Origin of the sequence: Deinococcus carri, from assembly GCF_039545055.1 — a bacterium.
Classification (GTDB): Bacteria; Deinococcota; Deinococci; order Deinococcales; family Deinococcaceae; genus Deinococcus; species Deinococcus carri.
In genome coordinates this window covers 39,388-62,259 of sequence record NZ_BAABRP010000013.1, presented here as the reverse complement: position 1 = coordinate 62,259, position 22,872 = coordinate 39,388, and the positions used below count along the sequence as shown (strand labels likewise).

Sequence of the window (22,872 nt, the reverse complement as noted above, 5' to 3'; positions counted from 1 at the left end):
GAGAGGGCCGCCGCCACTGTGGCCTGTCCTCCTGGCCGTTCTTGCTGGCGCTCGCCCGGAACTGGCTGCTGGTCCTTCCCTGCTGTCCTGGGGAACCCTGGAACCCTTGCCCTTCGCGGCCACCCGAACCGAACGGGTCTGCGTGGTCCTTGGCCTGCTGGGGGCTGTCCTCCAACTGCTGGTCCTGTGGATCAATCTGGGCTGGAACGGTCCAGCGGCGGCATGAGCACCTCGGCGCGCAGGGTGCGGGCCAGCCCCCGGAACTCGGCGTCGTGGGCGGGGCTGGTCCAGGCGGGCGACTGCACCAGCAGCAGCGCCGTGACCTGCGACGGGTCGGGCAGGCCCGCGCCGGGAGCCGTCATGCGCGTCAGCGTCACGCGCGAAAGCACGTCGGGCGCGAGCAGCGGCGCGAGTTCGGTGCGGGTCCGGGCGAGGTCGAAGCCTTCCGCCACCGGCAGCTCGGCGTGCCAGTGGGGATAGAGGCAGGTGTAGTCCCACACCCGCCCCGCCCGCAGGCCCAGCCCCGCCCAGTTGCCGGGGCGCACCCGCGTAGGGTCGCCGCTGAAGCTGGCAAGGTCGTGGTGGCTGTCCACGTTCAGCACGTCCTGGCCGGGCCAGCGCTCCAGCCAGGCCCAGGCGTCCGCGTGCGAGAGGGTCACGGCCGCCGGAAGCCCCCGGTAGGCTTCCAGCGCCTCCCAGCCGGGGTAGAGGGGGAAGTCGTGTTCCAGGGCCGACCAGCCCGGCGCAGTCGGGTCCCGCTTGAGGGCGCGCTCCCACCACGCCCCCAGCCGGTCATGCTCGCGGTCGCGGGTGCCCCAGATAGGCGCGTCGAACACCAGCGGCACGCACCCGCTGAAGGCGTCCCAGTCGATGCTTAGGAGCATGGGAACCCCGGGAGGGAAAGGAAGGGGCAAAGCACGTTCCGAGTATGAGGTGACCTGAGAGCAGGAACAGTGGATTACCGGAGTAACCGGGGACGGGGCCACCCTGAAGTGTTTCCCTTGACTCTCAAGTGGCCTGAGACTTCACACTGGCATGCGGGAGGTGAGGATGAAGCTGCTCTCGATTGGACAGTTCGCGTCCCTGGTCGGCCTCAGCGTCTCCGCCCTGCGGTTCTATGCTGACAGCGGCATTCTCCTGCCCGCCCAGATCGACCAGGACAGCGGTTACCGGTACTACACGCCGGAACAGATTCCGCTCGGCCAGCGGGTCGCCGACCTCCGCAAACTCGATCTGCCCCTAAACGAATTGAACGACCTTCTCAGCGGTTCCCCGGAGCAGGCCACGACCATTCTCGAACGACATGAGCGCCGCCTGGTCGAGCAGTTTCAGAGAAAACGCGAACTGCTGCTGGAGGTGGGGGAACTGCTGAATGGCCGGCGGGTGCTGCCAAGCGTCGAAGTCCGTTACCGCCGCTGGCCGTCGCAGCATGTCCTGAGCCTCACCATGAATGCCGAAGCCGAGAGCTTCAACACCCAGTACCGTCAGAGTGTCTGGGCACTGCACCAGCACGCGCAAACTGCCGGAGTTCGGGTGCAGGGCATGGACTTTGGCCTCTACCACGCGCAGGAATATTTCAGCGGCCCACTCCAGACTGAGGTTTGTCTGCCCGTGGCCGAGCCACTGGGTGGCCAGGGCCGCATCCGCTTCATGACCCTTCCTGACACCCCCGTGGTCTGCGCCCTCCACCGGGACGACTGGCGCACATTCAGCGCCACCTACGCCGCCATCTACCTCGTGGCCAGTCAGGACGGCTATCAACCTGGTTCGTCCTACACCCTGGACACCCCAGACGGTACCGAACTCGGATTCCTGCTGACCTGAACTTTCCTTCCACGACCCGGCACTTCCCTTCCGGAGAGGTTCCTTATGCCCCTGAACGTCACGCCCGACGCACTCCTTTCTGCCCCCTTCAACCTTCAAGCCAGCGAGCTGCCCCCGCTCACCGAAGTCACCGTCACCGCCGAAACGACCGATATCCACGGTGAGGTGTGGCGCTCCTGGGCAAGCTTCAGAACGAGCGATGACGGCCAGCTCGATCTGGCCCACAGTCCTGCCTTGGACGGCAGCTACCAGGGGACCGACCCTTCCGGTCTGATCTGGAGCTTGCGACCTCGCCCTGCCCTGTTCCCGGCGTTCTTCGAGATGCCGCCAGGCGGATATGACCTGACGCTATCCCTCCTGATTGGCGAGCAGGAACAGGACAGGGCGACCACCCGGAGGCTCTCTCGCTGGCCTGATCTTCAGGTGCAGGATGTCCGCGAAAACGGGCTGTACGGTCAACTCTTCATGCCAGCACCCGGACGGGAACTGCGCGGAGCCTGTCTCTGCCTGGGGGGTTCGGAAGGGGGCCTGTATGACACCGTGGCCGCCCTCCTGGCGTCTGAGGGCTTTGTAGTCCTCAACCTGGCCTATTTCGGCGTGCCGGACTCTGGTCTTCCTGCCGATCTGATCAATCTTCCCCTTGAGTATTTCCATGACGCCATCCGCTGGCTGCGCGCCCGGCCTGAAGTGGTAGGCCGCCGCATCGGGGTCACTGGCGCTTCCAAGGGGGCAGAAGCTGCCTTACTCACCGGGTCCATGTTCCCGGAAGAAGTCGGTGCCGTGGCCGCCATCGCTTCTGGCGGCCTGGTCTTTGAGGGCATCGACCGGACCGGGCAGTTCCCAGCAGGTCAGCGGATGTCCTCGTGGTCCCTCGGCGGCGACCCCCTCCCCTACATTCCGTACCGGGCGGACTGGCAGGCGTTCTTCGCCGGACCAGGCCCCTACAACATGACGCCCATTCACCGGGAAGCAGTGGCGCGGGCTTCCAGAGAGGAAATCGGGGCGGCGACCATTCCGGTCGAGAGGATTGCTGGGCCAGTCCTGCTGGTCAGTGGCGGCGAGGACCAGGTCTGGCCTGCCACAGAATTGAGCGAGGTTGCGCAGTTCCAACGTGAACAGGCGGGGTTACCCGTACAGCATCTCGCTGACCCCGCCGCAGGACATTCGCTCAGCCTGCCTGGGCTACCCACCTACGTCTCGGTTCCCTGGACGGCGATGGGCGGTGAGGAGCAGGCCAATGCTCACTTGCAAGCGCTGGCCTGGCAGGCGAGGGTAGAAACGCTCAGTGCGGTCTGGAAGTAGAACCCGTTCCTCGGTCGCGCAGCGGCAAAAGTGACCCTTCCGAGCCTCAGGGCCTCCCAGCCTCCACCGGCGCGGCCCGCCGACTGTGGTCCGGCCTTCAGGCTGTTACACTCTCCCCCACCGCATCGAAATCCAGGCGGGCTGGGGGCGGAAGCCCAGTCGCTCGTTCAGGGCCAGCATGGGCACGTTGGTGCTGGCGTTGTTGGTCCAGATGCTCCGCGCCCCGCGCTGCCGGGCCACTTCCAGCGCGGCCAGCTTTAGCACGAGACCCAGCCCCTGACGGCGGAAGGCGCGGCGGGTGCCGGTCAGGCCGGTGTTCAGGCGGTCCGGGTCGGCGGGGTCGGTGTACAGCTCGGTCAGGGCGGCGACCTCACCGGTCGCGTCCACGGCAAGTAGCACCCCTTCCGCCAGAAACTGCGGATGCTCAACGCGCTGGCGAAACACGTCATAGAGGGTGGGGGTGGCCTCACCGGTGCGGGGCACGTCCTCGCGGGCCTCGGCAAAAGCGGCGTGGTAGGCCCGCCAGGCGGCGTCCTCGCCCCGTTCGGCCACCAGTTCCGCGAGGCTCACCACCCGCAGGCCGTCCGGCAGGCGGGCCGTCCCGGTCCAGGGGGCGGGGTCGAAGGTGCCCAGGTCCAGCACGTTGTCGAAGAAGCGCATGGCCTCGCTGAAGCCGCGCCGGGCCAGAAAGGCCAAGTCACCCGGACGGTCCTCATATGCCCCGGCCAGGACCTCCCGCGCGCCGCGGGCCTTCAGGTGGGCCTCCAGCGCCCCGGCCAGCGCGCGGCCCACCCCCTGCCCCTCCGCCTCCGGCCGCACCATCACCTCGGCCCAGTAGCGGTCGGGGTGGAACATGCCGGGAATCTGGTAGACGGCGGCCTGCCCCACCGCCTGCCCGCCGCGTTCCGCCACCAGTTGGAACAGGTGCGGGCGCAGCGGGTGGGTGCGGAGGTCCCGGACCTCGTGGGCGAGCAGGTCGGCGGTCATGGGGTGCCGCGGGTTGGCCGCGCTGATGACGGCAGCCAGGGCCGGGTAATCCGCCTCGCCCGCCTCCCGCAGGTGGACGGTCAAGGCTGCTCCCCCAGCCGCAGTTCGTAGCGCAGGTGGGTGGGGCCGCGCCGGAAGCCCAGGCTCTGGTTCATGCCCAGCATCGCCACGTTCGGGGGGTCGTTGAAGGTGCGGATCTCGCCGCCACCGGCCGCCGCCAGGGCGCGCATCGCGGCCACCTTGAGCGCCTTGGCGATGCCCCGTCCCCGGTCCTCCCGCCGCACGCCGGTCATGCCGATGTAATAGAACCCGGCGGGATTGCGCCCCAGCGTGGAATAGCCGACGTAGGGGCCGGTGAGGGGATCGTCCAGACCGGGCCGCAGCGCCACGAAGGAGAGTTCGGGCGCGAAGGTGGGGTCTTCCAGTTCCTGCTTCACCCAGGCCTCGAAGGGCCGCCGGGTCAGGGTGTTGCCCATGGGCACGTCCTGAAAGAGCAGCCAGTCGAGTTCCCACAGCCGCCGGTTCCGTTCGGGGTCCGCCGCCAGGTCCGCGACGCTGCGGAGTTCGACGCCATCCGCCGCCACGTCCGCCAGCAGGCCGTCAAAGGCGTTCAGGTCCACCTCGCGCGTGTTGAGGCGCGACTCGTAGCGCTCCCAGGCCACCCGGAAGCCCCGCCGTTCCAGAAAGGCGCGGCCCGGCGCGTGGTGGGGCTGGTCGGTCAGCATCGTCCGCACCTCGCGTGCCCCCCGCGACTGCACCCGCGCGAGCAGTTCGGCATACAGCGCGCTCCCGATGCCCTGCCCCCGCGCCTCGGGGTGAACACTGAGGTTGCCCCAGTAGCGCCACTCCTCGAAGGCGAAATCGTCGTGGCCGACGCGGCCCACGCCCACCACACGCCCGGCCTGTTCCGCGACCGCCTCGGTCAGGAAGAGGTCCGGGTCAGCAGCCTCGTCCCACACCCGCAGCAGGTCGGGTGTGACGGGCCATTCCGGGTCGGCGGCAGACAGGGCGGCGGCGGCCTCCGGGTAGTCGCCGGGTTTGCGGGGCGCGCGAAGCACGAAAGCGGGGTCGGGCATGGCCCCATCCTGAACTGCCGTCCCGCGCCATGCATCGGCCACAGCGCCTACCACCGGGGCCTATCCTGGGGCGCATGAACGAACGCATGAAGCTCCTGCTGATCGTGCCGCACCCCGACGACGAGGTGTACGGCGCGTCGGGCACGCTGATGGACCTGCTGGAGGAGGGGCACCGCTGCGGCCTCGTGACCCTCACGCGCGGCGAGGCGGGGCGCACGCTGGGCCTGTGCGACGGGCCGGAGGAACTCGCCCGGATGCGCGCGGTCGAACTGCGGGCCTGCCTGGACGTGATTGGCCTGCCCACCCACGAGCAACACGAGTTTCCCGACAAGCACCTCGCGGAGCAGCCCCTGGAGGCGCTGGTGGAGGTCGCGCGGGAGGCGATGGGGCGGCACCAACCCGAAATCGTGCTGACCTTTCCGCCCAACGGCAGCAACGGCCACCCCGACCACGTGACCACCCACCGCGCCGTGCGGGCGGCCTGGGAAAGCCTGCCGGAAGGGGAGCGCCCCCGCCTGTGGTACTACGCCAGCGACACGCCCCCCGAAAACGAGGCCCTGCGCGCCGCCTGGCTCTCTCCCAACCTGCGCCGCGACGTGGGCCACCGCGTGAGCCGCAAGCTCCAGGCCATCGCCTGCCACCGCAGCCAGGCCCTCAGCACCGTGGACTTCATCCGCAAGTTCCCCGAGCGCATCACCGAGGAGACGTTCCACGAGGTGGGGGCGGAGGCCTGAAGAAGCAGGCATGACAGATATGAAAAAGAGCCTGGGTTCAACGCCCAGGCTCCTTGCTGCGAGGGGATGATCAGGGCAGCTTCTTCGCCATCTCCAGGTGCCCGGCGACGATAGGCTGCGTCTTGGCGGCGTAGGCCAGGGCCTGGGCATCCTTGCCGATGCTGCGGTAGGTCTGGATCAGCTCCAGGGTCATGCTGTGGCCGCTGACCTGCACCTTCTTGTACATGGCGTCAAAGGCCGCGCCGGAGAGGGTGCTGAGCTTGTTGTATTGCAGGCGCTGGTCGGCCCCCGGCTTGTCGGTCAGGCGCACGCCCTTCATGGCGGCGATGTTGTTCAGTTCGGCCTGGGCCTGGGTATGCGCCGTGATCATCATCTGGGCAAAGGCGCGCACCTGGGCGTTGCTGCTCTTTTGCAGCGCCAGTTGCGAGGTCTGAATCTCGGTGAGGTTGCTCATGGTCATAACTTCCATGAACAGCACGTCGGTGTTGTTGGACACCTGGGCGGTGCTGACGGGACCCATCGGCATCCCGGCCATGCCGCCCGCCTGCGCGGTGGGGAGAACGAGGGCCAGGGCCAGCGCCGGAAGCATCAGTCTTTTTTGCATGGGAAAACCTCCAGAAAGGAACTTCACCCAGCCTGACACTCTGGCCCGCCCGGTAACAACGCTGCGCCTTCATCTGCCCCAGAGCGCCTGTGAAGGAAGCATTGCGGTTCGTGCTACGCGAGCGAGAAGGTACGTTTCCCTACAGCACCCGCCTCAATCTTCCCACTCGCTCACGGGGATGAACTCCACGCCCTCGCCCTGGGTGGCCGTGACGTTGTAGCGGGCGTCGAAGCGCACGACCAGTTCGCCGCGGTCGAAGTGCTGCGGGCTGACGACCGGTTTGCGGAAGATATATCCGCCGTCCTCGTCCACGCCGATGTGCGCGGCCTTGGTGAAGCGGAATTCCACCACGTCGCCGTGCCGCAGGGTGCGGACCCGCACGCGGAAGGTCTGGGCATCCTCCTGCTTCACGTCCGGGTTGCCGGGTTTTTTTCTGCCGAAGAGGTTGAACATGCTTGCTCCTGTGCGCAGTACGCAGGACGCGGTGCGCGGGAAAAGAAGGTTAGGCCGCGCACTGCCTCCCGCGTCCTTCTTTACACCTCTTGCAGCAGCCGCGTCAGCAGGCGCACGTGGTCGGGCCAGCGGTCGAGGCGGACGTGTTCGTGGGCGGCGTGGGCACCGTCGCCGGGGGCACCCAGGCCGTCGAGGGTGGGGGCGATGGGCGCGGTGAAGTTGCCGTCGCTGCCGCCGCCGACCACCTCGCCGCCGACCTCGAAGCCCAGGTCACGGGCGATGGCCTGTGCCTGCGCGAAAAGACGTTCCGTCTGCGGGCCACGCTCGAAGGGGGGACGGTTGAGGCCGCCCTCCACCTCCAGCCGCACCCGCCCGTCCTGGGGCTTCAGGGCGTGGATGGCCGCCGTCACGCGCTCGCCTTCCGCCAGGGTGGAGACGCGCACATCCACGTCCAGCACGCATTCGGCGGGCACCACGTTCACGGCGCTGCCGCCCTGAATCAGACCGACGCTGACGGTGGTGCCCAATTCCGGGTGGGCCAGGGCCTGCACCGCCAGCACGGCGCGGGCGGCCTCGGTAATGGCGCTCGCGCCCTCCTCGGGCTTGTTGCCCGCGTGCGAGGCGACCCCGTGAAAGGTCAGCCGGAAGTCGCCCACGCCCTTGCGGCCCACCTTCAGCGCGTGGCTGTCCGCGACGGGCGGCTCGACGACCAGCACGGCGCGGGCACCCCGGGCGGCGGCCTCGATGGCCTCACGGCTGCTCAGGCTGCCGATTTCCTCATCGGGGGTCAGCAGCACCTGCACGCCGCCGCGCGGCCACCCGCCCTGCGCCGCCTGGTTTCTTAGCGCCCGCAGGGCGTAGAAGGTGCCCACAATCCCGGCCTTCATGTCATAGGTACCGGGGCCGTACACCCGGTCCCCCTCCACCCGGAAGGGCATCTTCTCCAGCGTACTGTGGGGCCAGACGGTATCGGCGTGCATCAGCACCAGCACCGGCCGCTCCGCCCCCCCCTCCTCCACACCGAAGCTGAATTGCCGCGTCCCGCCGGGCAGAGCGCGCGCCCTGGCTCCCAGCTCGCGCGCCCAGCCTTCCACCACATCCATCACGCGACCCACGGCCGCCAGGTCGGTGGAGGGCGACTCGATCTCCACCAGGGCGCGCAGGTCAGCGAGCATGGCCTCAAGGTCAAGCTTCATGCCGCCCATGCTACCCGCCGCTCCTAAGAAAACCGCCCCGCGGGAAAGCGGGGCAGAGAGGAGCGCGGCCGTGGGTCGAGGCTTCAGGCGAGAAGGGCCACCTGCTGCGGGTCGGCCTTGAGGACCGTGCGGCCCTTGAGATACAGGTCATTCAGTGCCTGTGGTCCGAAGATGCGGGCCAGGCGGGTACTTGTGAGTTCAATCGTCCGGCCCGATACCTTCAGGCGAACAATGTCGATGGTTCCGGGCACCCAGGTACAGAGCAGTTCGTGCATGAAGTTCCCCCAGTGAAGGAGCGGAGTGGCAGAGCACGTGCAGGAGGAGGAGGAAAGCCGGAGCTTCAGTAACACCAATGTAGGTTTTTTCTCTCTGGGAAGGGCAAGAAGGGGCACCCCCCACCTTGAGCGAAGGCTCATGAGGCGGCGCGGGGCGGCAGGTTCTTGTCCCTGGAGGAAGCGGGGCACGGCCCTAGCGCACACACCACCAGTTGGCCTGAAGCCGCCGCCCCTGCTCGTAGACCAACCGGCTGTCGTCCCAGGTCGCCTGGAGGTGCGACCGCAGCGCCTCACTCTCGCGGCGGAGTTGCCGCTGGTAGCAGCTCAGGGTACGGGTGTACTGCACGTCCGTGAGTTGGGGCGGGGCGAGGTTCATCGGTGAGCAGCGTAGCAGTGCAGCCCCACGCCTGATGTCCCCCGCCAGGGTGCTCGACAGGCCCCGAATGCGCCCGGTTCTGTGCTTGACTACGCTATGTCACAGCCCCACGTGCCCGGCCCGGAGAGTCTGCTCGCCCTCCAGTTCCCGTCCGACCCGCGCGTCAGCCCCGACGGCCAGTGCGTCGCCTTTGTCCTGTCGCGGGTGGAGGAGGAAGACGCCCAGCGGCCCGACCCCGACTTTGCCCGCCCCCGCTACCGCTCGCACCTCTGGCTGTCGGACGGCGGGGCAGCCCGGCAACTCACGCACGGCGAGGGCCGCGACAGCTCGCCCCGCTGGTCGCCGGATGGGCAGACGCTGGCCTTTGTGCGCGAGGCCGGGGGAGGGGCCGGAAAGCACAAGGGCCAACTCTTCCTGCTGCCGCTGGGGGGCGGTGAGGCGCGGCGGGTCACCTCCTTCCGGAACGGCGTGCAGGACGTGCAGTGGAGTCCCGACGGGCGCTGGGTGTCCTTCCTCAGCACCGGCGACGACGAGGACAAACGCGACGAGCGCGGCGAGGCCCGCGTCATCACCCGCCCGCGCTACCGCTTCAACGGGCGCGACTGGCTGCCCGAACGCCCCGCGCGGCTGTGGCGCTACGACGTGCAGGAAGGCGAGCTGCACGAGTGGCTCGCGCCGGAGGTGGAGGTCACGACCTACGCCTGGTGGCCGGACAGCCGGGGCGTGTTGCTGGTGTCCAGCCCCAGCGAGGAGGACGCCGTGCAGTGGCGGCAGGAGGCGGACACCCTGCTGCTGAGCGGCGAGAGAACCCGCGTCACCCGCTGGAACTCGGCCATCAACACCGTCATTCCCCACCCCGACGGCGTGCGCTTCGCCCTGGTGGGCCGCCCGGAGGGCAAGGGCAGCCCGGAGGACGCGCACCTCTTCCTGGTCGAGGGGGACGGGAGCTGGCGGCGGCTAGACGTGCAGTCGGGTGAGGGGGATTGGGACCGCCCCATCGGCAACGTGGTGGGCGGCGACTGCCACGTGGGGGCCTTCCCCGACCGCCCGGTGTGGCTGGACGGCGAGACGTTGCTGGCCCTGAGTACCGTGGGCGGCAGCTGCGGCCTCTTCCGCGTGGGGCTGGACGGCACGGTGACGCCGCAGGACCACCAGCCCGAGGCGGTCATCTCGGCCTTCACCGCCTCCGGGGGCGGCGTGGCCCTGATTCGTGAGCGGGCCGACCGCTTCCCGGAGGTGGAACTGAACGGTAGGCAGGTCACGCGGCTCCACGAGCGTCTCCCCTTTCCCGCCCGGACCCCGGCGCGCGTGACCTTCGGGAACGAGCTGGGCGAGGGCGAGGGCTGGGTGCTGCTGCCCGGCGGCGAGGGGGCGACCCCCGCCCTGCTGAGCATCCACGGGGGGCCGCACACCGCCTACGGGCACGCCTTCAGCCACGAGTTCCAGCTTTTCGCGGCGCGGGGCTACGGCGTGTGCTACGGCAACCCGCGCGGCAGCGTGGGCTACGGGCAGGCGTGGTCGTCGGATATCTTCGGCCGCTGGGGCACGGTGGACATGGCCGACCTGCTGGCCTTTTTCGACGCCTGCCTCGCAGCTCACGGGCGGCTGGACGGCACCCGCACGGGCGTGATGGGCGGCAGTTACGGCGGCTACATGACCAACTGGATCACCGGGCACACGGACCGTTTTCAGGCCGCCATTACCGACCGCTCCATCTGCAACCTGCTCTCGTTCGGCGGCACCTCCGACATCGGGATGCGTTTCTGGGACGATGAGCTGGGCCTGAACTTCCACCGCAGCGCCGACGCCCTGAGGCTGTGGGACATGAGTCCGCTGAAATACGTGGAGGAGGTCCGCACGCCCACCCTGATCGTCCACTCGGTGCTGGACCATCGCTGCCCCATCGAACAGGCCGAGCAGTGGTACGCGGCGCTGCGCCTGCACGGCGTCCCCGTCCGCTTCGTGCGCTTTCCCGGCGAGGACCACGAACTCAGCCGCTCGGGCAGGCCGGACCGGCGCTTGACGCGGCTGGAGGAGTACCTGGGCTGGCTGGACCAGTGGCTGCAAGTGGCCGAAGGCAAAGGGCAGATGGCGCAGGAAGTCGGCGCGTAAGCGTATAGAGCATTTGTCAAAAAGACCCCCTCACCCCTTGCTCCGCAAGGCCCTCTCCCACCCGGGGAGAGGGTCAAAAAACGAAGCCATCTTGACGACAACTGCTCTCAGCAGCCCAAAGGAAAAGGCCGGGAGATGTATCCCGGCCTTCTGCCATCTGCCTTCCGCGCCTCTTACTCCTCGTCGCGGCGCTTGTTGCCCCAGCCGCGGTCGGCGCGGGCGCGGGGACGGAACTCGCGGTCGCCGGAGCTGTCGCGGTCCTCGCGGGGGCGGAAGCCGCCCTGCCCGCCCTGACCCTGACGGTCATCACGGGGACGGAAGCCGCCTTCCTGGCGGTCGCCACCACGGAAACCGCCACGGTCGCCGCCGCCCTGGTAGCCACCACGGTCTTCACGCGGGCGGAACCCGCCGCCCTGGCGGTCCTCGCGGGGACGGAAGCCGCCACGGTCGCCGCCGCCCTGATAGCCGCCGTCGCGGTCGCCGCGGAAGCCGCCACGGTCGCCACCACCCTGGTAGCCACCACGATCTTCACGGGGACGGAAGCCGCCTTCCTGGCGGTCGCCACCACGGAAGCCGCCACGGTCGCCGCCGCCCTGGTAGCCGCCGCGGTCTTCACGGGGGCGGAACCCGCCGCCCTGGCGGTCCTCGCGGGGACGGAAGCCGCCCCCCTGGCTGCCCTGGCTCTCGCGCAGTTCGCGCATCTCGCGGCGCAGGCCACGGATTTCCTTGCCCTGGGCCTCGAGCATCTCCTTCATCTCGCCCAGCAGTTGCAGCAGGTCGTCGGCGTCGATGTACTCGTCCTCGCCTTCCTCGCCGCCTTCCTCACCCGCGCCCACGTTGCCGCTGTCGAGCGCGGCGAGGTGGCCCTCCTGCTGCGCTTCCTGAGCGTCCAGCACCGGGTCCTCGTCGGGTTCGCCCGCAAGCTCGGGCAGGATATCGCGCAGTTCCTCCGGGGTCTCGTTCGCTTCCGGGTTGTGCTGCCTGGTGTCGTCGGTCATGCTGTTCCTTTCCCTGCGCCCTCTGCGCGTTCTGGGCCACTTGGCCCCCGCGGACGCGCAGGCGTACCCCGCAGTCTATCACTCCGCTTCCTGTGGGGCGCACCGCGCGGCAAGCGGTCACGGTCCCGTCACCCCACACTTCTATACTCGCCTCCATGAAGCGTGCCCTCTCCCTCCTGGTCCTCATGGCAACCGCCACGGCGTGCGCGCAGGGAACGACCCGCGCGGTGAACATCGGCCTGGGCTACATCCCCAACGTGCAGTTCACGCCCTTTTACGTGGCCGACAAACTGGGCTACTACCGCGCCGAGGGGCTGAACGTGAAGTTCCAGCACGGCTACGTCTCCGAGCTGATGCCGCTGCTGCTTCAGGGCAAGCTGGACTTCATTGTGGGCGACCCCGAAGACGCCATCTTCGCCCGCAACCAGGGCGCGCCCGTGAGGTACGTCATGGCGATGTACCAGAAGTCGCCGGTGACGGTCTTCAGCCTCAAGCCGCTGCGCAGCGCCGCCGACCTGAAGGGGCAGACGGTCGGCATTCCGGGCACCTTCGGCAGCAGCTACGCGGCCATCCGCGCCCTGCTGGACAGCGCGAACCTGCAAGAAGGCCGCGACGTGCGCCTGGCCTCCATCGGCTTCACGCAACTCGACGCGGTACGGGCCGGGCGAGTGGACTCGGCCGTGGGCTTCGTGAACAACGAGGTCGTGCAGCTTCGCGCCGCCGGGCAGAAGGTCAACACGCTCGACCTGTCGGGCGCGTACCCGATGGTCGGCGTGGGCCTCATCACGCTGGACAAGACGCTGGGCGGCGACCTGGCCCGCAAGGTGGTCCGCGCCTCCCAGCGGGGCCTGAAGTTCACGGTGGCCGACCCCGCCCGCGCCTTCCAGGTCGCGCAGCCGATCTTCGGCAAGGGCGGCGGCACCCTCGCCATCCTGAACGCCAGCACGCCGCTGATTCAGAGCGCCTACACGCGCGCCAACGGTCTGGGCGCAAGCGACCCCGCCGCCTGGCAAAAGGCCGTGGCCGCCCTCGTCAAACAGGGCAGCCTGCCCGCCGGGATGAAGGCGGAGAACTTCTACACCAACAGCCTGGTCAGCAAGACTGTCCGCTGAGGCACGGCACAAGGAGCACAAGGAAGCGAGGAGGGGCCAGGCCATTCCGGCGTCCCCTCCTCGCTTCCTTGCTGCGGTTTCCCTGGCGTTACTTTCTGTCGCCCTTCCGGTCATCGCCGTTGCGCCCACCCAGGGCCTGACTCACATCAGCGGGGGTCTGGTACTCCTCGTCGGGAAGGGCGTCCAGAGCGGCGCGCACCTCGTCGTCCGCGCCGTTCTTCCCGGCGGCGTCCAACAGGTCCTGCTTGCTGGCCGGGTAGTCCACCCCCTTGAGGTGCTTCTGAAGCTGGATGGGGTTGATGCGTTTCTCGCCGCCGTCCCCGTTGTCCCCGTCGTCCTGGCCGCGTTCGCCACCCTTCGCGTGGTCGCCCCGCTGGCTGCCCTTGTGGTCGCGGTCGGCGTTGCGCCGGTCGTCCTTATCGCCTTTATCGCCGTCCCGGTCGTTCCCGCCGTCCTCGTGGCCGCCCAGGGCTTGGCTCACCTCGGCGGGCGTCTGGTATTCCTCGTCGGGGAGGGCATCCAGAGCCGCGCGCACGTCGTCGTCCGCACCGTTCTTCCCGGCGGCGTCCACCAGGTCCTGCTTGCTGGCGGGGTAGTTCACGCCCTTGAGGTGCTTCTGGAGCTGGATGGGATTGATTTTTGCCATGTCCTGATTATCTGGAGACAGGCGAGAGAATACCGCCCGCCGACCTTCACGGCGGCTTATGCTGCCGCCCGCCTTTTCGTTCATCTCCGCACCGGAGCCGACGCCGGCCCTCAGCTTTCCAGCGGCTCCAGCAGCCCGTTTTCCAGCACGAACGTCAGCGACAGCGTCTGGTAGCCCTGCTGGTCGAACAGCACCGTCACCTTGTCGCCCTCGTAGCGCAGGATCTGGCCCTCACCGAAGGTGGTGTGGGCCACACGGCTGCCGGGGACGAAGGGCACCTCTTCCCCGGCTGTGGCCCCGCTCACCAGCCCCGCGTCACAGTGGTCGCAGTGGTCGCAGGGGGGGCGGTAGCTTTCACCGAAGTAGTTGAGCAGGTACTCGCGGCGGCAGCCCGGCGTGTCGGCATACCCGCGCATCATCTCCAGGCGGGAGCGCTCGTAGGTGCGGCGGTGTTCCTGGGCCAGCGCGGCCTCGGCGGCCACCTCCGGCGTCTCCTGGCCCTCCACGGCGACCACCTGGCCGCCCGGCAGCACCTCCAGCGCGCCGACCTCCTCCAGGCGGCTCACGGCGCTCAGCAGGCGCGTCTGCGACAGGCCGGTTTCCTCGCGCAGCTCGGCGGGGTCCACAGGCTCATCACGCTCCTGGGCGGCCCGCAGCACCTGCTCGACCTGATCGGCGTCCACGAGGGCACTCCCCGCGAAGAAGCGGCGCAGGTTGAGGTCCGCCGGCGTGAAGAAGAGGGTGGCCTGGGCCGGTTCGCCGTCGCGCCCGGCCCGCCCGATTTCCTGGTAGTAGGCGTCGACCGAGCCGGAGATGTCGAGGTGATGCACGAAGCGCACGTTCGGCTTGTCGATGCCCATGCCGAAGGCCGTGGTCGCCACGATCACCGCCAGGTTATCGGCCATGAAGGCGGTCTGCACCTCCTCGCGGGCCGCCGCGGCCATCCCGGCGTGATAGGCCGCGGCCCTCACGCCGCGTTCCCGCAGGTCGTGCGCGACCTCCTCCGCGCCCTTGCGGGTCGCCGCGTAGACGATGCCCGGCCCCTGGGCCTGGGCGACCTCCTCCAGCAGGGCCGCGCGCTTGGTGCCCGCGTCCTCGAACAGCCGCACGGCGAGGTGGATGCCAGGACGGTCGAAGCCGCGGACCAGCACGCGGGCGTCGCGCATGCCCAGCCGCTCGACAATCTCGGCGCGCACGGGCGGCGCGGCGGTGGCGGTGAGGGCCAGCACGGTGGGATGCCCCAGCGCCTCCACCACCCCCCCGAGCCGCAGGTAGTCGGGCCGGAAGTCGTGGCCCCACTCGCTGACACAGTGGGCCTCGTCCACCACGAACAGCGAGGGTCCCGCCGCCCGCAGGCGTTCCAGCGTTTCCGGGTTGCTGAGCTGCTCGGGGGCCAGGAACAGGAACTCCAGATCACCCTCCTCCAGCGCCTCCCAGGTCGCGTCGCGGTCGCCGGGGCGAACGGTCGAATTGATCAGGGCCGCCTGACCGGGCACGCCCTCCTCCAACGCCTCCACCTGGTCGCGTTGCAGGGCGATCAGGGGCGAGACGACCACCGTCGGCCCGTCCAGCGACAGCGCCGCGATCTGGTAGATGGCCGACTTGCCGCTGCCGGTGGGCATGATGGCGAGGGTGTCGTGGCCGCGCAGCACGGACTGGATGGCTTCCTTCTGCGCGTCGTGGAGCTGATCGTACCCGAAGACCTCGCGGGCAATCTTCTGCGCCCGCTGCATGTCCTTGGTGGGTCTGGTGGCCCTGCCCCCGGCGGGCGGGGAGGGCGGGACGCGGGCCGCGGTGGCCCGAGCAGGTCGGACCTCAGCCTCCACCCCTCCAGCTCTGGCCGGGTGGGGGCGGGGTGTTCGCGGTGCAGGGGCGGGGGCCGGGGCGGCCACGCGGGGTTCCACTGCTTTCACTGTGGCGGCCTGGGCGTCGGTCGGCTCGGGTTCCGCAGAGGGAAGCTCAACTCGGATGCGCCGGGGGGCCGGGCGCGTCGTCCGCCGCCCACCTCCGGCCGTTTTGCCCGTGGCAGGTTCGGCCGCGCCGGGCAGGGCCGCCGGGGAAGCAACGGGAAGAGGTTGCGCTGCTTTGGAGGCGGATCGCCTGATCTTGGGACTTCTGGGCATGGGGATTTCCTTTTCCGGATGGCCGCTCTCCTACCCTCACCGGACAGATGAAGGCAGGAACAGGCACCACGGCAGAACGGCAGTCTGGCAGCCGCACCGGGGCGAACTCCCCCAACACCACAAAGGGGCATTTAACTTACGGTGGGTTCTCCCTCGCGGCGGGTGAATGTTTCTTCAGGTTCGGTCCCCTTCACAGCCAGCGGCGCTTGCGGCTGAACCACAGCAGCAGCGCGGAAATCAGCACCAGCAGCACCAGGACCACCTCGAAGCCGTGCCACCCGGTCTTCTGGAAGGTGGAATCGAAGTTCATGCCGAAGACCCCCGCGACCAGTGCCCACAGGCCCATCAGCACGGTGGCGATGGTCAGCACCCGCATGGTGTCGTTGGTGCGCTGGCCCAGGCTGGACATGTACAGGTCGAACGACCCCAGGACCGCTTCCCGCACGCCCTCGACCGACGTGACCGCCCGCTCGAAGCGTTCCTCCAGGGCATCGAAGTACGCGGCGGCCTCGGGATCGGCCAGCGCCTTGAAATCCGGGCGGCTGAGGGTGCTGTATACGTCGCGGTGTTCGGCCAGCAGGCGGCGCAGCTCGCTGACCCGGCGGCGGGCTTGCACCAGGTCACTCAGGAACTCCCGGCCGGAGGGCTGGCGCAAGATGGCCTCGTCGAGCCGGTCGAGGCGGCCTTCCAGGGTTTCTGCCTCGTGCAGGAAGCTGTTCAGGTGCCAGTTGAGCAGCGCGGCCAGAAACGCCTCCGCCTTGAGCCGCCCCACCTGGCCGTTGCCCCGCTGCTGCTGCGCGAATTCCTCCACGAAACCCACATTCTCCGGATGCACCGTCAGCAGGTAGTTGGGGCCGACCACGATATTCAGCTCGTCCCCGTGCAGCCGCCCGTTCTGCTCGCGCACGGCCCGCACGTCCACGCGGAAGGTTTCGCCGTAGCTGTCCACCCGTGGCTGGGGGGCCGGATCCGCCAGGTCCTGCACCGCCCGCTGATCCAGGCCCAGCAGCTCGGCCACGCTTTTCAGCTCCCCCGCCCGCTGCCCCGGCACATCCACCCACAGAAGCTGGTCCTCGCCCAGCCCCGCCACCAGCCCCGCGCTGAGCTGCACCTCCCGGTCCTCGCCCCCCGCATCGAACAGCGTGACGCTCATGCCGGGGTCGCCGCCCCCACCCTCACGGGAAGGCGCTTGGGCCGCCGGGGACACGGCGGGTCCGGTTCCAGTCAGGCCGGGGGAAGTGGTGGGCATTCACACATTCTGCTGCTCACCCCATGGGGCCTGTATGTGGGGCCGGGCAGGAGAGCCTTTACGGGAAAGAGGGGCCGCTGGGGGAGGTTCCCGCCTGCCTCCGGGCACTGTGAACGCCAGCCGCTCTCGCCCCGTTCGCCCCGCGGTCAGCTCCCCTAAGCAAGGTGGCCTAGCGGGGGCATCCCCGCTTCCTCACGGCCCCCTCACCTGCTACGGTAGGGGCAACACCGGAAGGAGGTGCTGTGCATGACCGACAACAACATTGTCCGCCTGAACGCGACCGAACGAGGAACTCTCGCCCCCGCCCTGAGGAGTCAGCGTGCCGCACCCCACCCCTTCCCCTTCTTCCCATCTCGCGCCCCAGCCCTGCGCGCCTAGCGCCCCCAGAGGGCATCCTTGAGGGCTGGCCGCTCCGGCTGGCCCGCCGATGAACTGGCCGACGAGGACACCTTTGAGCGCCGCCGCAAGACCCGGACCCGCCGGCCGCAGGGCCGCAGGCGACTGGAAGACCTGACCGCGGGCGAGACGGGCACGCCGCCCGAGGGCGTGATTCGCTTCCTGCTGGACCGGGGCCACATCACCGAGGTGGTGGCCGAACTCAAGAGCGGCAAGGAGGCCACGGCCTACGTGGCGCGCGGACCGCGCGGCAGCGTCCTGCTGAAGCTCTACCGCGATCTGGAGGCCCGCTCCTTCAAGCAGGACGGCGTGTACCGCGAGGGCCAGGTGATTCTGGACAAACGCGCCGCGCGGGCGATGCAGGCCCGCAGCCGCAAGGGCCTGGAGATGCTTCAGGCGGGCTGGGTCTGCGCCGAGTACGCCCACCTGTGGCACCTGTGGCGCGCAGGCCTGAACGTCCCCGAGCCGCTGGTCGGCCCCGAACCCACCGAGTACGGCCAGACCGTCCCCGCTGTCCTGATGCGCCTGATCGGCAGCGAGGACCACCCCGCCCCCCGCCTGAGCGACGCCCGCCTCAGCCCGGCAGAGGCCCACAGCGCCTGGCAACAGGCTGTGCAGGGCATGGCCGACCTGCTGCGGCTGGGCTACGCCCACGGCGACTACAGCACCTACAACCTCTTGTGGTGGGAGAACACCGTGATCCTTATCGATTTTCCGCAGCTCACGACCCGGCAGAACCCCAACTTCCAGCAACTCCTGCGCCGCGACGCCGAGAGCCTCGCCACCAGCTTCCGCCGGCACGGCCTCACCGAGAGTGGCGAACAGACCCTGCGCGAGGTGCAGCGCCGCGCGGCGGGACCGGGACCGACCCCGCGGGTGCTGCTGCCCTGAGAGCGGTCAGCGGTCAGCCGTCACCAAAAGCTCTTTTCGCTGATCGCTAACGGCTGATACGGATTCCGATTGAAGGGTGTTGAAAACACCCGGAAATCCGACCGGAGGGAGAAGGAAAAATGACGGATTTCGGGAGATGGATGAACAGGCGGTGCCCTTCTGACTGTTCAGGAATCGGACGGAATCCGTATGCTCGCTCTAAGCTTCCCCCATGCGCGCCCTCGAAACCTGCCTGTATGTGGACGACCTGGACCGGGCCGAGACCTTCTATTCGGAGGTGCTCGGCCTGGCGCTGTACGGCAAGGTGGCGGGGCGGCACCTCTTTTACCGGCTGGAAGGGGGCATGCTGCTGATCTTCGACCCGCGCGCGAGTGCCCAGCCGGGCGACGTGCCCCCGCACGCGGGCAAGCCGGGCGGTCACGCCTGCCTGGGCATCGCGCGCGAGGAGACGGACACCTGGCAGGCTCGGCTCACGGGGCACGGCCTTACGGTCACGCGCTACGCCTGGGGCGACCGGGGAGAGAGCCTGTACTTCATGGACCCCGCCGGAAACGTGCTGGAACTCGCGCCCGCGAGCATCTGGGGTCTTCCGGGCTGACCGCACCGGGGCAGCAGAACGCCCCCAGCCGGGCAGGCGGGGGCGAACAGGGAGAGCGGAGCGGCCTCAGCCGTTGCAGCGGCCCTCGGGAACGGCGGTGGGGTTGCTCACCGTCACGTTGCCCCCAGCATCCACCGCGAGGTCGAAGTTGAGCCTGAGCTGGAAATTGTCGGCCGGTCCCTGGCTGATGAGGCGGACATTCACCGTCCCGCTGGCCGAGGCGGGAAGCACCATCGGCGCGAAATCGAGGTTGGCCTTGCCGTTGAGCTGCGCCCGGTAGAGCCGCCCCGAGGCCGCGCTGCCGCCGAAGTTCTGCAAGTTGACGTGCAGTTTCGCGGTCGTGCCCGAGGTGTCCGTGTCAATCTGCCCGACGACATGCACGTTGCCGCTCAGCGTCACTGTCTCCGAGGCGACGCAGGGGTTGGGAACGGTCAGCGTGAGCGGCACACTCAGGTTGACGTTGCTGCGTTCTGCCGAGGCGACCCCCAGCAGGCCAAGAGCCGCCAGCATCATGAACTTCTTCATGGGATTCCTCCTGAACCTCATCCCGGATACGAACTTGCTCCGGTTTCCGAACCGCCGGCGCTTTCCCGGAAGGTCCTCCCTCTCCGTTATTCCGTATTCTTGGTTCTCACTGCGTCGGTCGCTTCCCGCAAAAGGGGGGCAACCTGGTACGACGGCAGGCCAGGCGAGACTCGCGGCGAATTGTCCGGAATTCCAGAAACCAAGCTAGCCCCGTCCCTGCGCTCCCCGGATGACACGCCGGGCAAGGCGTGCCCTCCCCTTCCCTCATGGGGGCGTCAGGCAGGGCCAGGGCTGGCCGCTACTCTGGAGGCATGAAACGCCCCCTGAAGTTCCTCCTCGCCCTGCTTCCCTTCCTGCTCGTGTCGAGCGCGGCCCGGCGACGGCAGGAAGAACAGCGTGAGCGCTAAGCCCTGGCGCTCGGTGCTGTACGTGCCGGGCGACAAACCGCGCGCGGTGGACAAGGCCCGCACGCTGGGCGCGGACGCGGTGATTCTGGACCTGGAGGACGCCGTGGCCCCCGAACACAAGGATGCGGCGCGGGAGAACGTGCGGGCGGCGCTGCAAAGCCGCTGGCCCTGCCCCGTTCTGGTGCGCGTGAACGGCCTGGGCACACCCTGGGAACACGCCGACCGCGAGATGTCGCTGCTGGCCGGGGTCGACGGCCTGGTGCTGCCCAAGGTGGAGGACGCCCGCACCGTGCGCGAACTGCACCTGCGGGTGCCGCTGTGGGCGATGATCGAGACGCCCTCCGGCGTGCTGCACGCGCCGGAAATCGCGGCGGTGCCGGGCGTGGCCGGGCTGCTCGTGGGCGCGAACGACCTCGCGCGGGCGCTGCGGACCCGCCCGCACCCCGAGCGCCTGCCGCTGCTGCACGCGCTGTCGGCGGTGGTGCTGGCGGCGCGTGCGGCGGGCAAGGTGCCGCTCGACGCCGTCTTCAACGACGTGCGCGACCCGGAAGGCTTCGCCCGCGAGTGCGCGCAGGGCCGCACGCTGGGCTTTGCCGGGAAAACGGTGATTCATCCGGGGCAGGTGGAGGCTGCCAACGCCGCCTTTGGCGTGACGGACGCGGGGGCGCAGGAGGCCCGCGCCCTGCTGGCCGCCTGGGAGGAGGCGCGGGCAGAAGGCAAAAGCGTGGCGACCTACCGGGGCGCACTGGTGGAACAGATGCACGTGGATGAGGCGCGGGAAGTGCTGGACCTGTGGGAGGCAACGCGCCAGGACAGCACACTCTGACGAAGCCGGCTGAGGGGTTGACCCGGCGAGTGCGGCCAGCCGCGGCACCCCGTCACGCTCTGGCCTAAGCTAGAAGTATTACCCGGGTACTATTGCTTTCCAGTTTTTACCCGGATAATATTCCGACATGGATGACCTGACCTACACGGCCTTCCGCGGTGCCTCGCGGCTGTTCCGCGGTTCGCTGCGCGACCTGCTGATCCATCTCAAAACGCAGCAGAACACCCCCGACCCCACCTCTCCCCTGCTGCTGTTCGAGGACTGGAGCGGGCGGCAGGTGGACTTCGACCTGCGCGGCACCCTGAAGGAGGTGCTGGAGCGGTCCGCACCCACCCGCAAGGCGGGACCGGGCCGCCCGCGCCTGGGCGTCGTCTCGCGCGAGGTATCGCTGCTGCCGCGCCACTGGGAATGGCTGGAAACGCAACGGGGCGGGGCTTCCGCGGCCCTGCGCCGCCTGGTGGACGAGGCACGCAGGGTGAATCCCGACCAGGAGCGCGTGCGGCAGGCCCAGGCTGCCGCCGGAGGCTTCATGACCGTGATGGCAGGCGACCAGCCCGGCTTCGAGGAGGCCACCCGCGCCCTGTACGCCCGCGACGAGGCCGCCTTCGCCGCCCATACCGCCACCTGGCCTGCAGAGATTCGCGCCCACGCCCGGCAGCTCGCAGACCCGGCCTTCCCCACAGACAGCCCACCGGACAGCGGGCAGGTAGAGGCGCGGGGGGACTGAGGCGCTGGCCCTCCCAGCCGTCACGGAATTGGGACTGCTTAGAGCATTTGTCGTAAGATGGCTGTTTTTTTGGACCCTCTCCCCTTGCGGGAGAGGGCCTTGCGAAGCAAGGGGAGAGGGGTTCTTTTTACGTCAAATGCTCAGGTGGCCTCCGCTGTCTTCCTTCTCCCACTGGTCCGGTGGAACAGGTTCACTCCCTGTTCCACCCGAACCCATATGAGAGGAGCCTATTCCCTCCGTCTCCCCGCTTGATTTATTTTAATAAAGCGCTTTACTCTGACTAAGGCATGATTCTGACCGACCGTGAACGCGAACTGCTCGCGCTGATTCGTGAGACGCCCCTCGCCACGCCCGAGGACCTCGCCCGCCGCCTGGGCACCACGCGGGCAGCGGTCAATGTGCATGTCAGCAACCTCATGCGCAAGGGCGCGCTGTTGGGGCGGGGCTATGTGGTCGCGCCGGAGGGGCAGGGACGGGTGGTGGTGGTCGGGGGCGCGAACGTGGATGTGAAGGCCCGGACCCTCGCGCCCGCCGTGCCCGGCACCAGCAACCCCGGCCGGACCACCCAGGCGGCGGGCGGAGTGGCCCGCAACATCGCGGAGAACCTGGCACGGCTGGGGGTCCAGACCAGCCTGATCGCGGCGGTGGGCCGGGACGCGCCCGCCGACCTGCTGCTGCGACAGACCGGGGACGCCGGGGTGGACCTGCGGGCCACGCTGCGCCTCGACCAGCCCACCGGCACCTACACCGCCGTGCTGGACACCAGCGGCGAACTCCTGATCGCGGTGGCCGCCATGCAGATCATGGAAGCCCTCTCCCCCGCCGTCCTGAGCGAGCGCCGGGGCGTGTTGCGCGGCGCGGCGTGGGTGGTCGCGGACGGCAACCTGAGTGCCGAGACCCTCGCGCACCTGCTCGCCCTCTGCGCGGAAGCGAACGTGCCCGCCGTCTTCGAGCCGGTCAGCGTTCCCAAGGCGGTCCGGCTGCTTCCCGCCCTGGGCGCGGGCCAGGTGCCCCACACCGTCACGCCCAACGTGGCGGAACTGGGCGCACTGGTGGGCTGCGACGTGCCCGATACCCCGGACGCCCTGCGCGACGCCTGCGCCGAACTGCACGCGCGGGGCATCCGGACCGTGTGGGTGCGGCGGGGCACGCGGGGCAGCCTGCTCTCCGGCCCTGAGGGCGTCACCGAACTGCCCGCGCAGCCGGCCCGCGTCACGGACGTGACGGGCGCAGGCGACGCCATGCTCGCCGCCTACCTCGCCGCCCTGCTCGCCGGGGAGCCGCCCGCCGAGGCCGCCCGGCACGGTCACGCCGCCGCCGCCCTGACTGTCGAGAGCGCCGAGGCCGTCGCCCCCACCCTCACGCCCGGCGCGCTGCGGGCACGGCTGGCAGGCCCGCAGCCCTGACGGGTCCGCCCTCCGTTCCCACCCCCAAC

General features: G+C 69.3%; 24 protein-coding genes. 11 read left to right on the top strand and 13 right to left on the bottom strand.

The genetic code is table 11. The features are described from left to right. Positions 1–191 precede the first annotated feature (191 nt). Entirely contained in the window at positions 192–884 is a 693-nt protein-coding gene (locus tag ABEA67_RS14430) for an arginase (RefSeq protein ID WP_345466421.1), read from the bottom strand. A 166-nt stretch (positions 885–1,050) separates the two neighbouring features. Between ABEA67_RS14430 and ABEA67_RS14425 the strand changes: the two genes are divergently transcribed. Both ABEA67_RS14425 and ABEA67_RS14420 read left to right on the top strand, forming a co-directional pair. Beyond that, positions 1,051–1,824 carry a MerR family transcriptional regulator gene (locus tag ABEA67_RS14425; protein ID WP_345466419.1) on the top strand — a complete coding sequence of 258 codons (774 nt, stop codon included), beginning with the start codon at positions 1,051–1,053 and terminating at the stop codon, positions 1,822–1,824. Positions 1,825–1,869: 45 nt separating this feature from the next. Next, on the top strand, positions 1,870–3,126 hold the full coding sequence (locus ABEA67_RS14420; RefSeq protein WP_345466418.1) for an acyl-CoA thioesterase/BAAT N-terminal domain-containing protein: 1,257 nt from the start codon (positions 1,870–1,872) through the stop codon (positions 3,124–3,126). Between the two features lie 105 nt (positions 3,127–3,231). Here the strand turns inward: ABEA67_RS14420 and ABEA67_RS14415 are convergent, their stop codons facing one another. After that, positions 3,232–4,197, bottom strand: a complete 966-nt coding sequence (locus ABEA67_RS14415) for a GNAT family N-acetyltransferase (RefSeq protein WP_345466415.1) — start codon at positions 4,195–4,197, stop codon at positions 3,232–3,234. Then, positions 4,194–5,189, bottom strand: coding sequence for a GNAT family N-acetyltransferase (locus tag ABEA67_RS14410; RefSeq protein ID WP_345466412.1), 996 nt, complete (start codon positions 5,187–5,189; stop codon positions 4,194–4,196). Before ABEA67_RS14410 ends, ABEA67_RS14415 begins: the two co-directional genes overlap by 4 nt. A 74-nt stretch (positions 5,190–5,263) precedes the next feature. Here ABEA67_RS14410 and ABEA67_RS14405 point away from each other — a divergent pair, with 74 nt between their 5' ends. Then, positions 5,264–5,923: a PIG-L deacetylase family protein gene (locus ABEA67_RS14405; RefSeq protein ID WP_345466410.1), complete on the top strand. Its 660-nt coding sequence runs from the start codon at positions 5,264–5,266 to the stop codon at positions 5,921–5,923. Between the two features lie 70 nt (positions 5,924–5,993). On the opposite strand, the gene ABEA67_RS14400 is transcribed toward ABEA67_RS14405, so the two are convergent. The 5 genes from ABEA67_RS14400 to ABEA67_RS14380 all read right to left on the bottom strand — a co-directional run bounded on the left by ABEA67_RS14400 (position 5,994) and on the right by ABEA67_RS14380 (position 8,827). After that, a complete protein-coding gene (locus tag ABEA67_RS14400) occupies positions 5,994–6,527 on the bottom strand; it encodes a DUF4142 domain-containing protein (RefSeq protein ID WP_345466408.1) in 534 nt (177 codons plus the stop codon). 153 nt (positions 6,528–6,680) lie between these two features. Then, positions 6,681–6,980 (bottom strand): hypothetical protein, encoded by a 300-nt coding sequence (locus ABEA67_RS14395; RefSeq protein ID WP_345466406.1) that lies wholly within the window; start codon positions 6,978–6,980, stop codon positions 6,681–6,683. Between the two features lie 80 nt (positions 6,981–7,060). Continuing rightward, positions 7,061–8,185: a M20 family metallopeptidase gene (locus ABEA67_RS14390; RefSeq protein ID WP_345466404.1), complete on the bottom strand. Its 1,125-nt coding sequence runs from the start codon at positions 8,183–8,185 to the stop codon at positions 7,061–7,063. 74 nt (positions 8,186–8,259) lie between these two features. Beyond that, positions 8,260–8,451, bottom strand: a complete 192-nt coding sequence (locus tag ABEA67_RS14385) for a hypothetical protein (protein ID WP_345466402.1) — start codon at positions 8,449–8,451, stop codon at positions 8,260–8,262. A gap of 193 nt (positions 8,452–8,644) precedes the next feature. Continuing rightward, positions 8,645–8,827 (bottom strand): hypothetical protein, encoded by a 183-nt coding sequence (locus ABEA67_RS14380; RefSeq protein ID WP_345466400.1) that lies wholly within the window; start codon positions 8,825–8,827, stop codon positions 8,645–8,647. Between the two features lie 96 nt (positions 8,828–8,923). On the opposite strand from ABEA67_RS14380, the gene ABEA67_RS14375 reads away from it, so the two are divergent. Next, positions 8,924–10,939, top strand: coding sequence for a S9 family peptidase (locus ABEA67_RS14375; RefSeq protein ID WP_345466398.1), 2,016 nt, complete (start codon positions 8,924–8,926; stop codon positions 10,937–10,939). 173 nt (positions 10,940–11,112) lie between these two features. On the opposite strand, the gene ABEA67_RS14370 is transcribed toward ABEA67_RS14375, so the two are convergent. Then, positions 11,113–11,937, bottom strand: a complete 825-nt coding sequence (locus ABEA67_RS14370; RefSeq protein ID WP_345466396.1) for a hypothetical protein — start codon at positions 11,935–11,937, stop codon at positions 11,113–11,115. Between the two features lie 155 nt (positions 11,938–12,092). Between ABEA67_RS14370 and ABEA67_RS14365 the strand changes: the two genes are divergently transcribed. Then, positions 12,093–13,049, top strand: a complete 957-nt coding sequence (locus ABEA67_RS14365; RefSeq protein WP_345466394.1) for an ABC transporter substrate-binding protein — start codon at positions 12,093–12,095, stop codon at positions 13,047–13,049. Between the two features lie 88 nt (positions 13,050–13,137). Here the strand turns inward: ABEA67_RS14365 and ABEA67_RS14360 are convergent, their stop codons facing one another. From ABEA67_RS14360 to ABEA67_RS14350, 3 genes are all read right to left on the bottom strand, one after another. Next, the gene (locus ABEA67_RS14360; RefSeq protein ID WP_345466392.1) at positions 13,138–13,695 is read right to left on the bottom strand and encodes a DUF2795 domain-containing protein; all 558 of its coding nucleotides are present in this window, start codon (positions 13,693–13,695) and stop codon (positions 13,138–13,140) included. 110 nt (positions 13,696–13,805) lie between these two features. Next, positions 13,806–15,521, bottom strand: coding sequence for a RecQ family ATP-dependent DNA helicase (locus tag ABEA67_RS14355; protein WP_345466390.1), 1,716 nt, complete (start codon positions 15,519–15,521; stop codon positions 13,806–13,808). 487 nt (positions 15,522–16,008) lie between these two features. Then, complete coding sequence (locus tag ABEA67_RS14350; protein WP_345466387.1) at positions 16,009–17,067, bottom strand: magnesium transporter CorA family protein; 1,059 nt, start codon at positions 17,065–17,067, stop codon at positions 16,009–16,011. 246 nt (positions 17,068–17,313) lie between these two features. Here ABEA67_RS14350 and ABEA67_RS14345 point away from each other — a divergent pair, with 246 nt between their 5' ends. The 3 genes from ABEA67_RS14345 to ABEA67_RS14335 all read left to right on the top strand — a co-directional run bounded on the left by ABEA67_RS14345 (position 17,314) and on the right by ABEA67_RS14335 (position 18,952). Beyond that, the gene (locus tag ABEA67_RS14345) at positions 17,314–17,445 is read left to right on the top strand and encodes a hypothetical protein (RefSeq protein ID WP_345466385.1); all 132 of its coding nucleotides are present in this window, start codon (positions 17,314–17,316) and stop codon (positions 17,443–17,445) included. 18 nt (positions 17,446–17,463) lie between these two features. Further along, entirely contained in the window at positions 17,464–18,354 is an 891-nt protein-coding gene (locus ABEA67_RS14340; protein WP_345466383.1) for an RIO1 family regulatory kinase/ATPase domain-containing protein, read from the top strand. A 211-nt stretch (positions 18,355–18,565) separates the two neighbouring features. Further along, on the top strand, positions 18,566–18,952 hold the full coding sequence (locus ABEA67_RS14335; protein WP_345466381.1) for a VOC family protein: 387 nt from the start codon (positions 18,566–18,568) through the stop codon (positions 18,950–18,952). Between the two features lie 66 nt (positions 18,953–19,018). Here the strand turns inward: ABEA67_RS14335 and ABEA67_RS14330 are convergent, their stop codons facing one another. Next, a complete protein-coding gene (locus ABEA67_RS14330) occupies positions 19,019–19,477 on the bottom strand; it encodes a hypothetical protein (protein WP_345466378.1) in 459 nt (152 codons plus the stop codon). Positions 19,478–19,873: 396 nt separating this feature from the next. Here ABEA67_RS14330 and ABEA67_RS14325 point away from each other — a divergent pair, with 396 nt between their 5' ends. The 3 genes from ABEA67_RS14325 (at position 19,874) to ABEA67_RS14315 (ending at position 22,843) form a co-directional block, all read left to right on the top strand. Further along, positions 19,874–20,710: an HpcH/HpaI aldolase/citrate lyase family protein gene (locus tag ABEA67_RS14325; protein ID WP_345466376.1), complete on the top strand. Its 837-nt coding sequence runs from the start codon at positions 19,874–19,876 to the stop codon at positions 20,708–20,710. Between the two features lie 127 nt (positions 20,711–20,837). Then, entirely contained in the window at positions 20,838–21,437 is a 600-nt protein-coding gene (locus tag ABEA67_RS14320) for a DUF2239 family protein (protein WP_345466374.1), read from the top strand. Between the two features lie 287 nt (positions 21,438–21,724). Then, positions 21,725–22,843: a PfkB family carbohydrate kinase gene (locus ABEA67_RS14315; RefSeq protein ID WP_345466373.1), complete on the top strand. Its 1,119-nt coding sequence runs from the start codon at positions 21,725–21,727 to the stop codon at positions 22,841–22,843. Positions 22,844–22,872: the final 29 nt, after the last annotated feature.

Coding starts and splice junctions, on each gene's coding strand:
- ABEA67_RS14405 (WP_345466410.1), top strand. CDS start 5,264: ATGAACGAACGCATGAAGCTCCTGCTGATCGTGCCGCACCCCGACGAC.
- ABEA67_RS14400 (WP_345466408.1), bottom strand. CDS start 6,527: ATGCAAAAAAGACTGATGCTTCCGGCGCTGGCCCTGGCCCTCGTTCTC.
- ABEA67_RS14320 (WP_345466374.1), top strand. CDS start 20,838: ATGGATGACCTGACCTACACGGCCTTCCGCGGTGCCTCGCGGCTGTTC.
- ABEA67_RS14335 (WP_345466381.1), top strand. CDS start 18,566: ATGCGCGCCCTCGAAACCTGCCTGTATGTGGACGACCTGGACCGGGCC.
- ABEA67_RS14315 (WP_345466373.1), top strand. CDS start 21,725: ATGATTCTGACCGACCGTGAACGCGAACTGCTCGCGCTGATTCGTGAG.
- ABEA67_RS14420 (WP_345466418.1), top strand. CDS start 1,870: ATGCCCCTGAACGTCACGCCCGACGCACTCCTTTCTGCCCCCTTCAAC.
- ABEA67_RS14430 (WP_345466421.1), bottom strand. CDS start 884: ATGCTCCTAAGCATCGACTGGGACGCCTTCAGCGGGTGCGTGCCGCTG.
- ABEA67_RS14350 (WP_345466387.1), bottom strand. CDS start 17,067: ATGCCCACCACTTCCCCCGGCCTGACTGGAACCGGACCCGCCGTGTCC.
- ABEA67_RS14425 (WP_345466419.1), top strand. CDS start 1,051: ATGAAGCTGCTCTCGATTGGACAGTTCGCGTCCCTGGTCGGCCTCAGC.
- ABEA67_RS14330 (WP_345466378.1), bottom strand. CDS start 19,477: ATGAAGAAGTTCATGATGCTGGCGGCTCTTGGCCTGCTGGGGGTCGCC.
- ABEA67_RS14345 (WP_345466385.1), top strand. CDS start 17,314: ATGACCGACAACAACATTGTCCGCCTGAACGCGACCGAACGAGGAACT.
- ABEA67_RS14370 (WP_345466396.1), bottom strand. CDS start 11,937: ATGACCGACGACACCAGGCAGCACAACCCGGAAGCGAACGAGACCCCG.
- ABEA67_RS14375 (WP_345466398.1), top strand. CDS start 8,924: ATGTCACAGCCCCACGTGCCCGGCCCGGAGAGTCTGCTCGCCCTCCAG.
- ABEA67_RS14410 (WP_345466412.1), bottom strand. CDS start 5,189: ATGCCCGACCCCGCTTTCGTGCTTCGCGCGCCCCGCAAACCCGGCGAC.
- ABEA67_RS14395 (WP_345466406.1), bottom strand. CDS start 6,980: ATGTTCAACCTCTTCGGCAGAAAAAAACCCGGCAACCCGGACGTGAAG.
- ABEA67_RS14360 (WP_345466392.1), bottom strand. CDS start 13,695: ATGGCAAAAATCAATCCCATCCAGCTCCAGAAGCACCTCAAGGGCGTG.
- ABEA67_RS14385 (WP_345466402.1), bottom strand. CDS start 8,451: ATGCACGAACTGCTCTGTACCTGGGTGCCCGGAACCATCGACATTGTT.
- ABEA67_RS14380 (WP_345466400.1), bottom strand. CDS start 8,827: ATGAACCTCGCCCCGCCCCAACTCACGGACGTGCAGTACACCCGTACC.
- ABEA67_RS14365 (WP_345466394.1), top strand. CDS start 12,093: ATGAAGCGTGCCCTCTCCCTCCTGGTCCTCATGGCAACCGCCACGGCG.
- ABEA67_RS14390 (WP_345466404.1), bottom strand. CDS start 8,185: ATGGGCGGCATGAAGCTTGACCTTGAGGCCATGCTCGCTGACCTGCGC.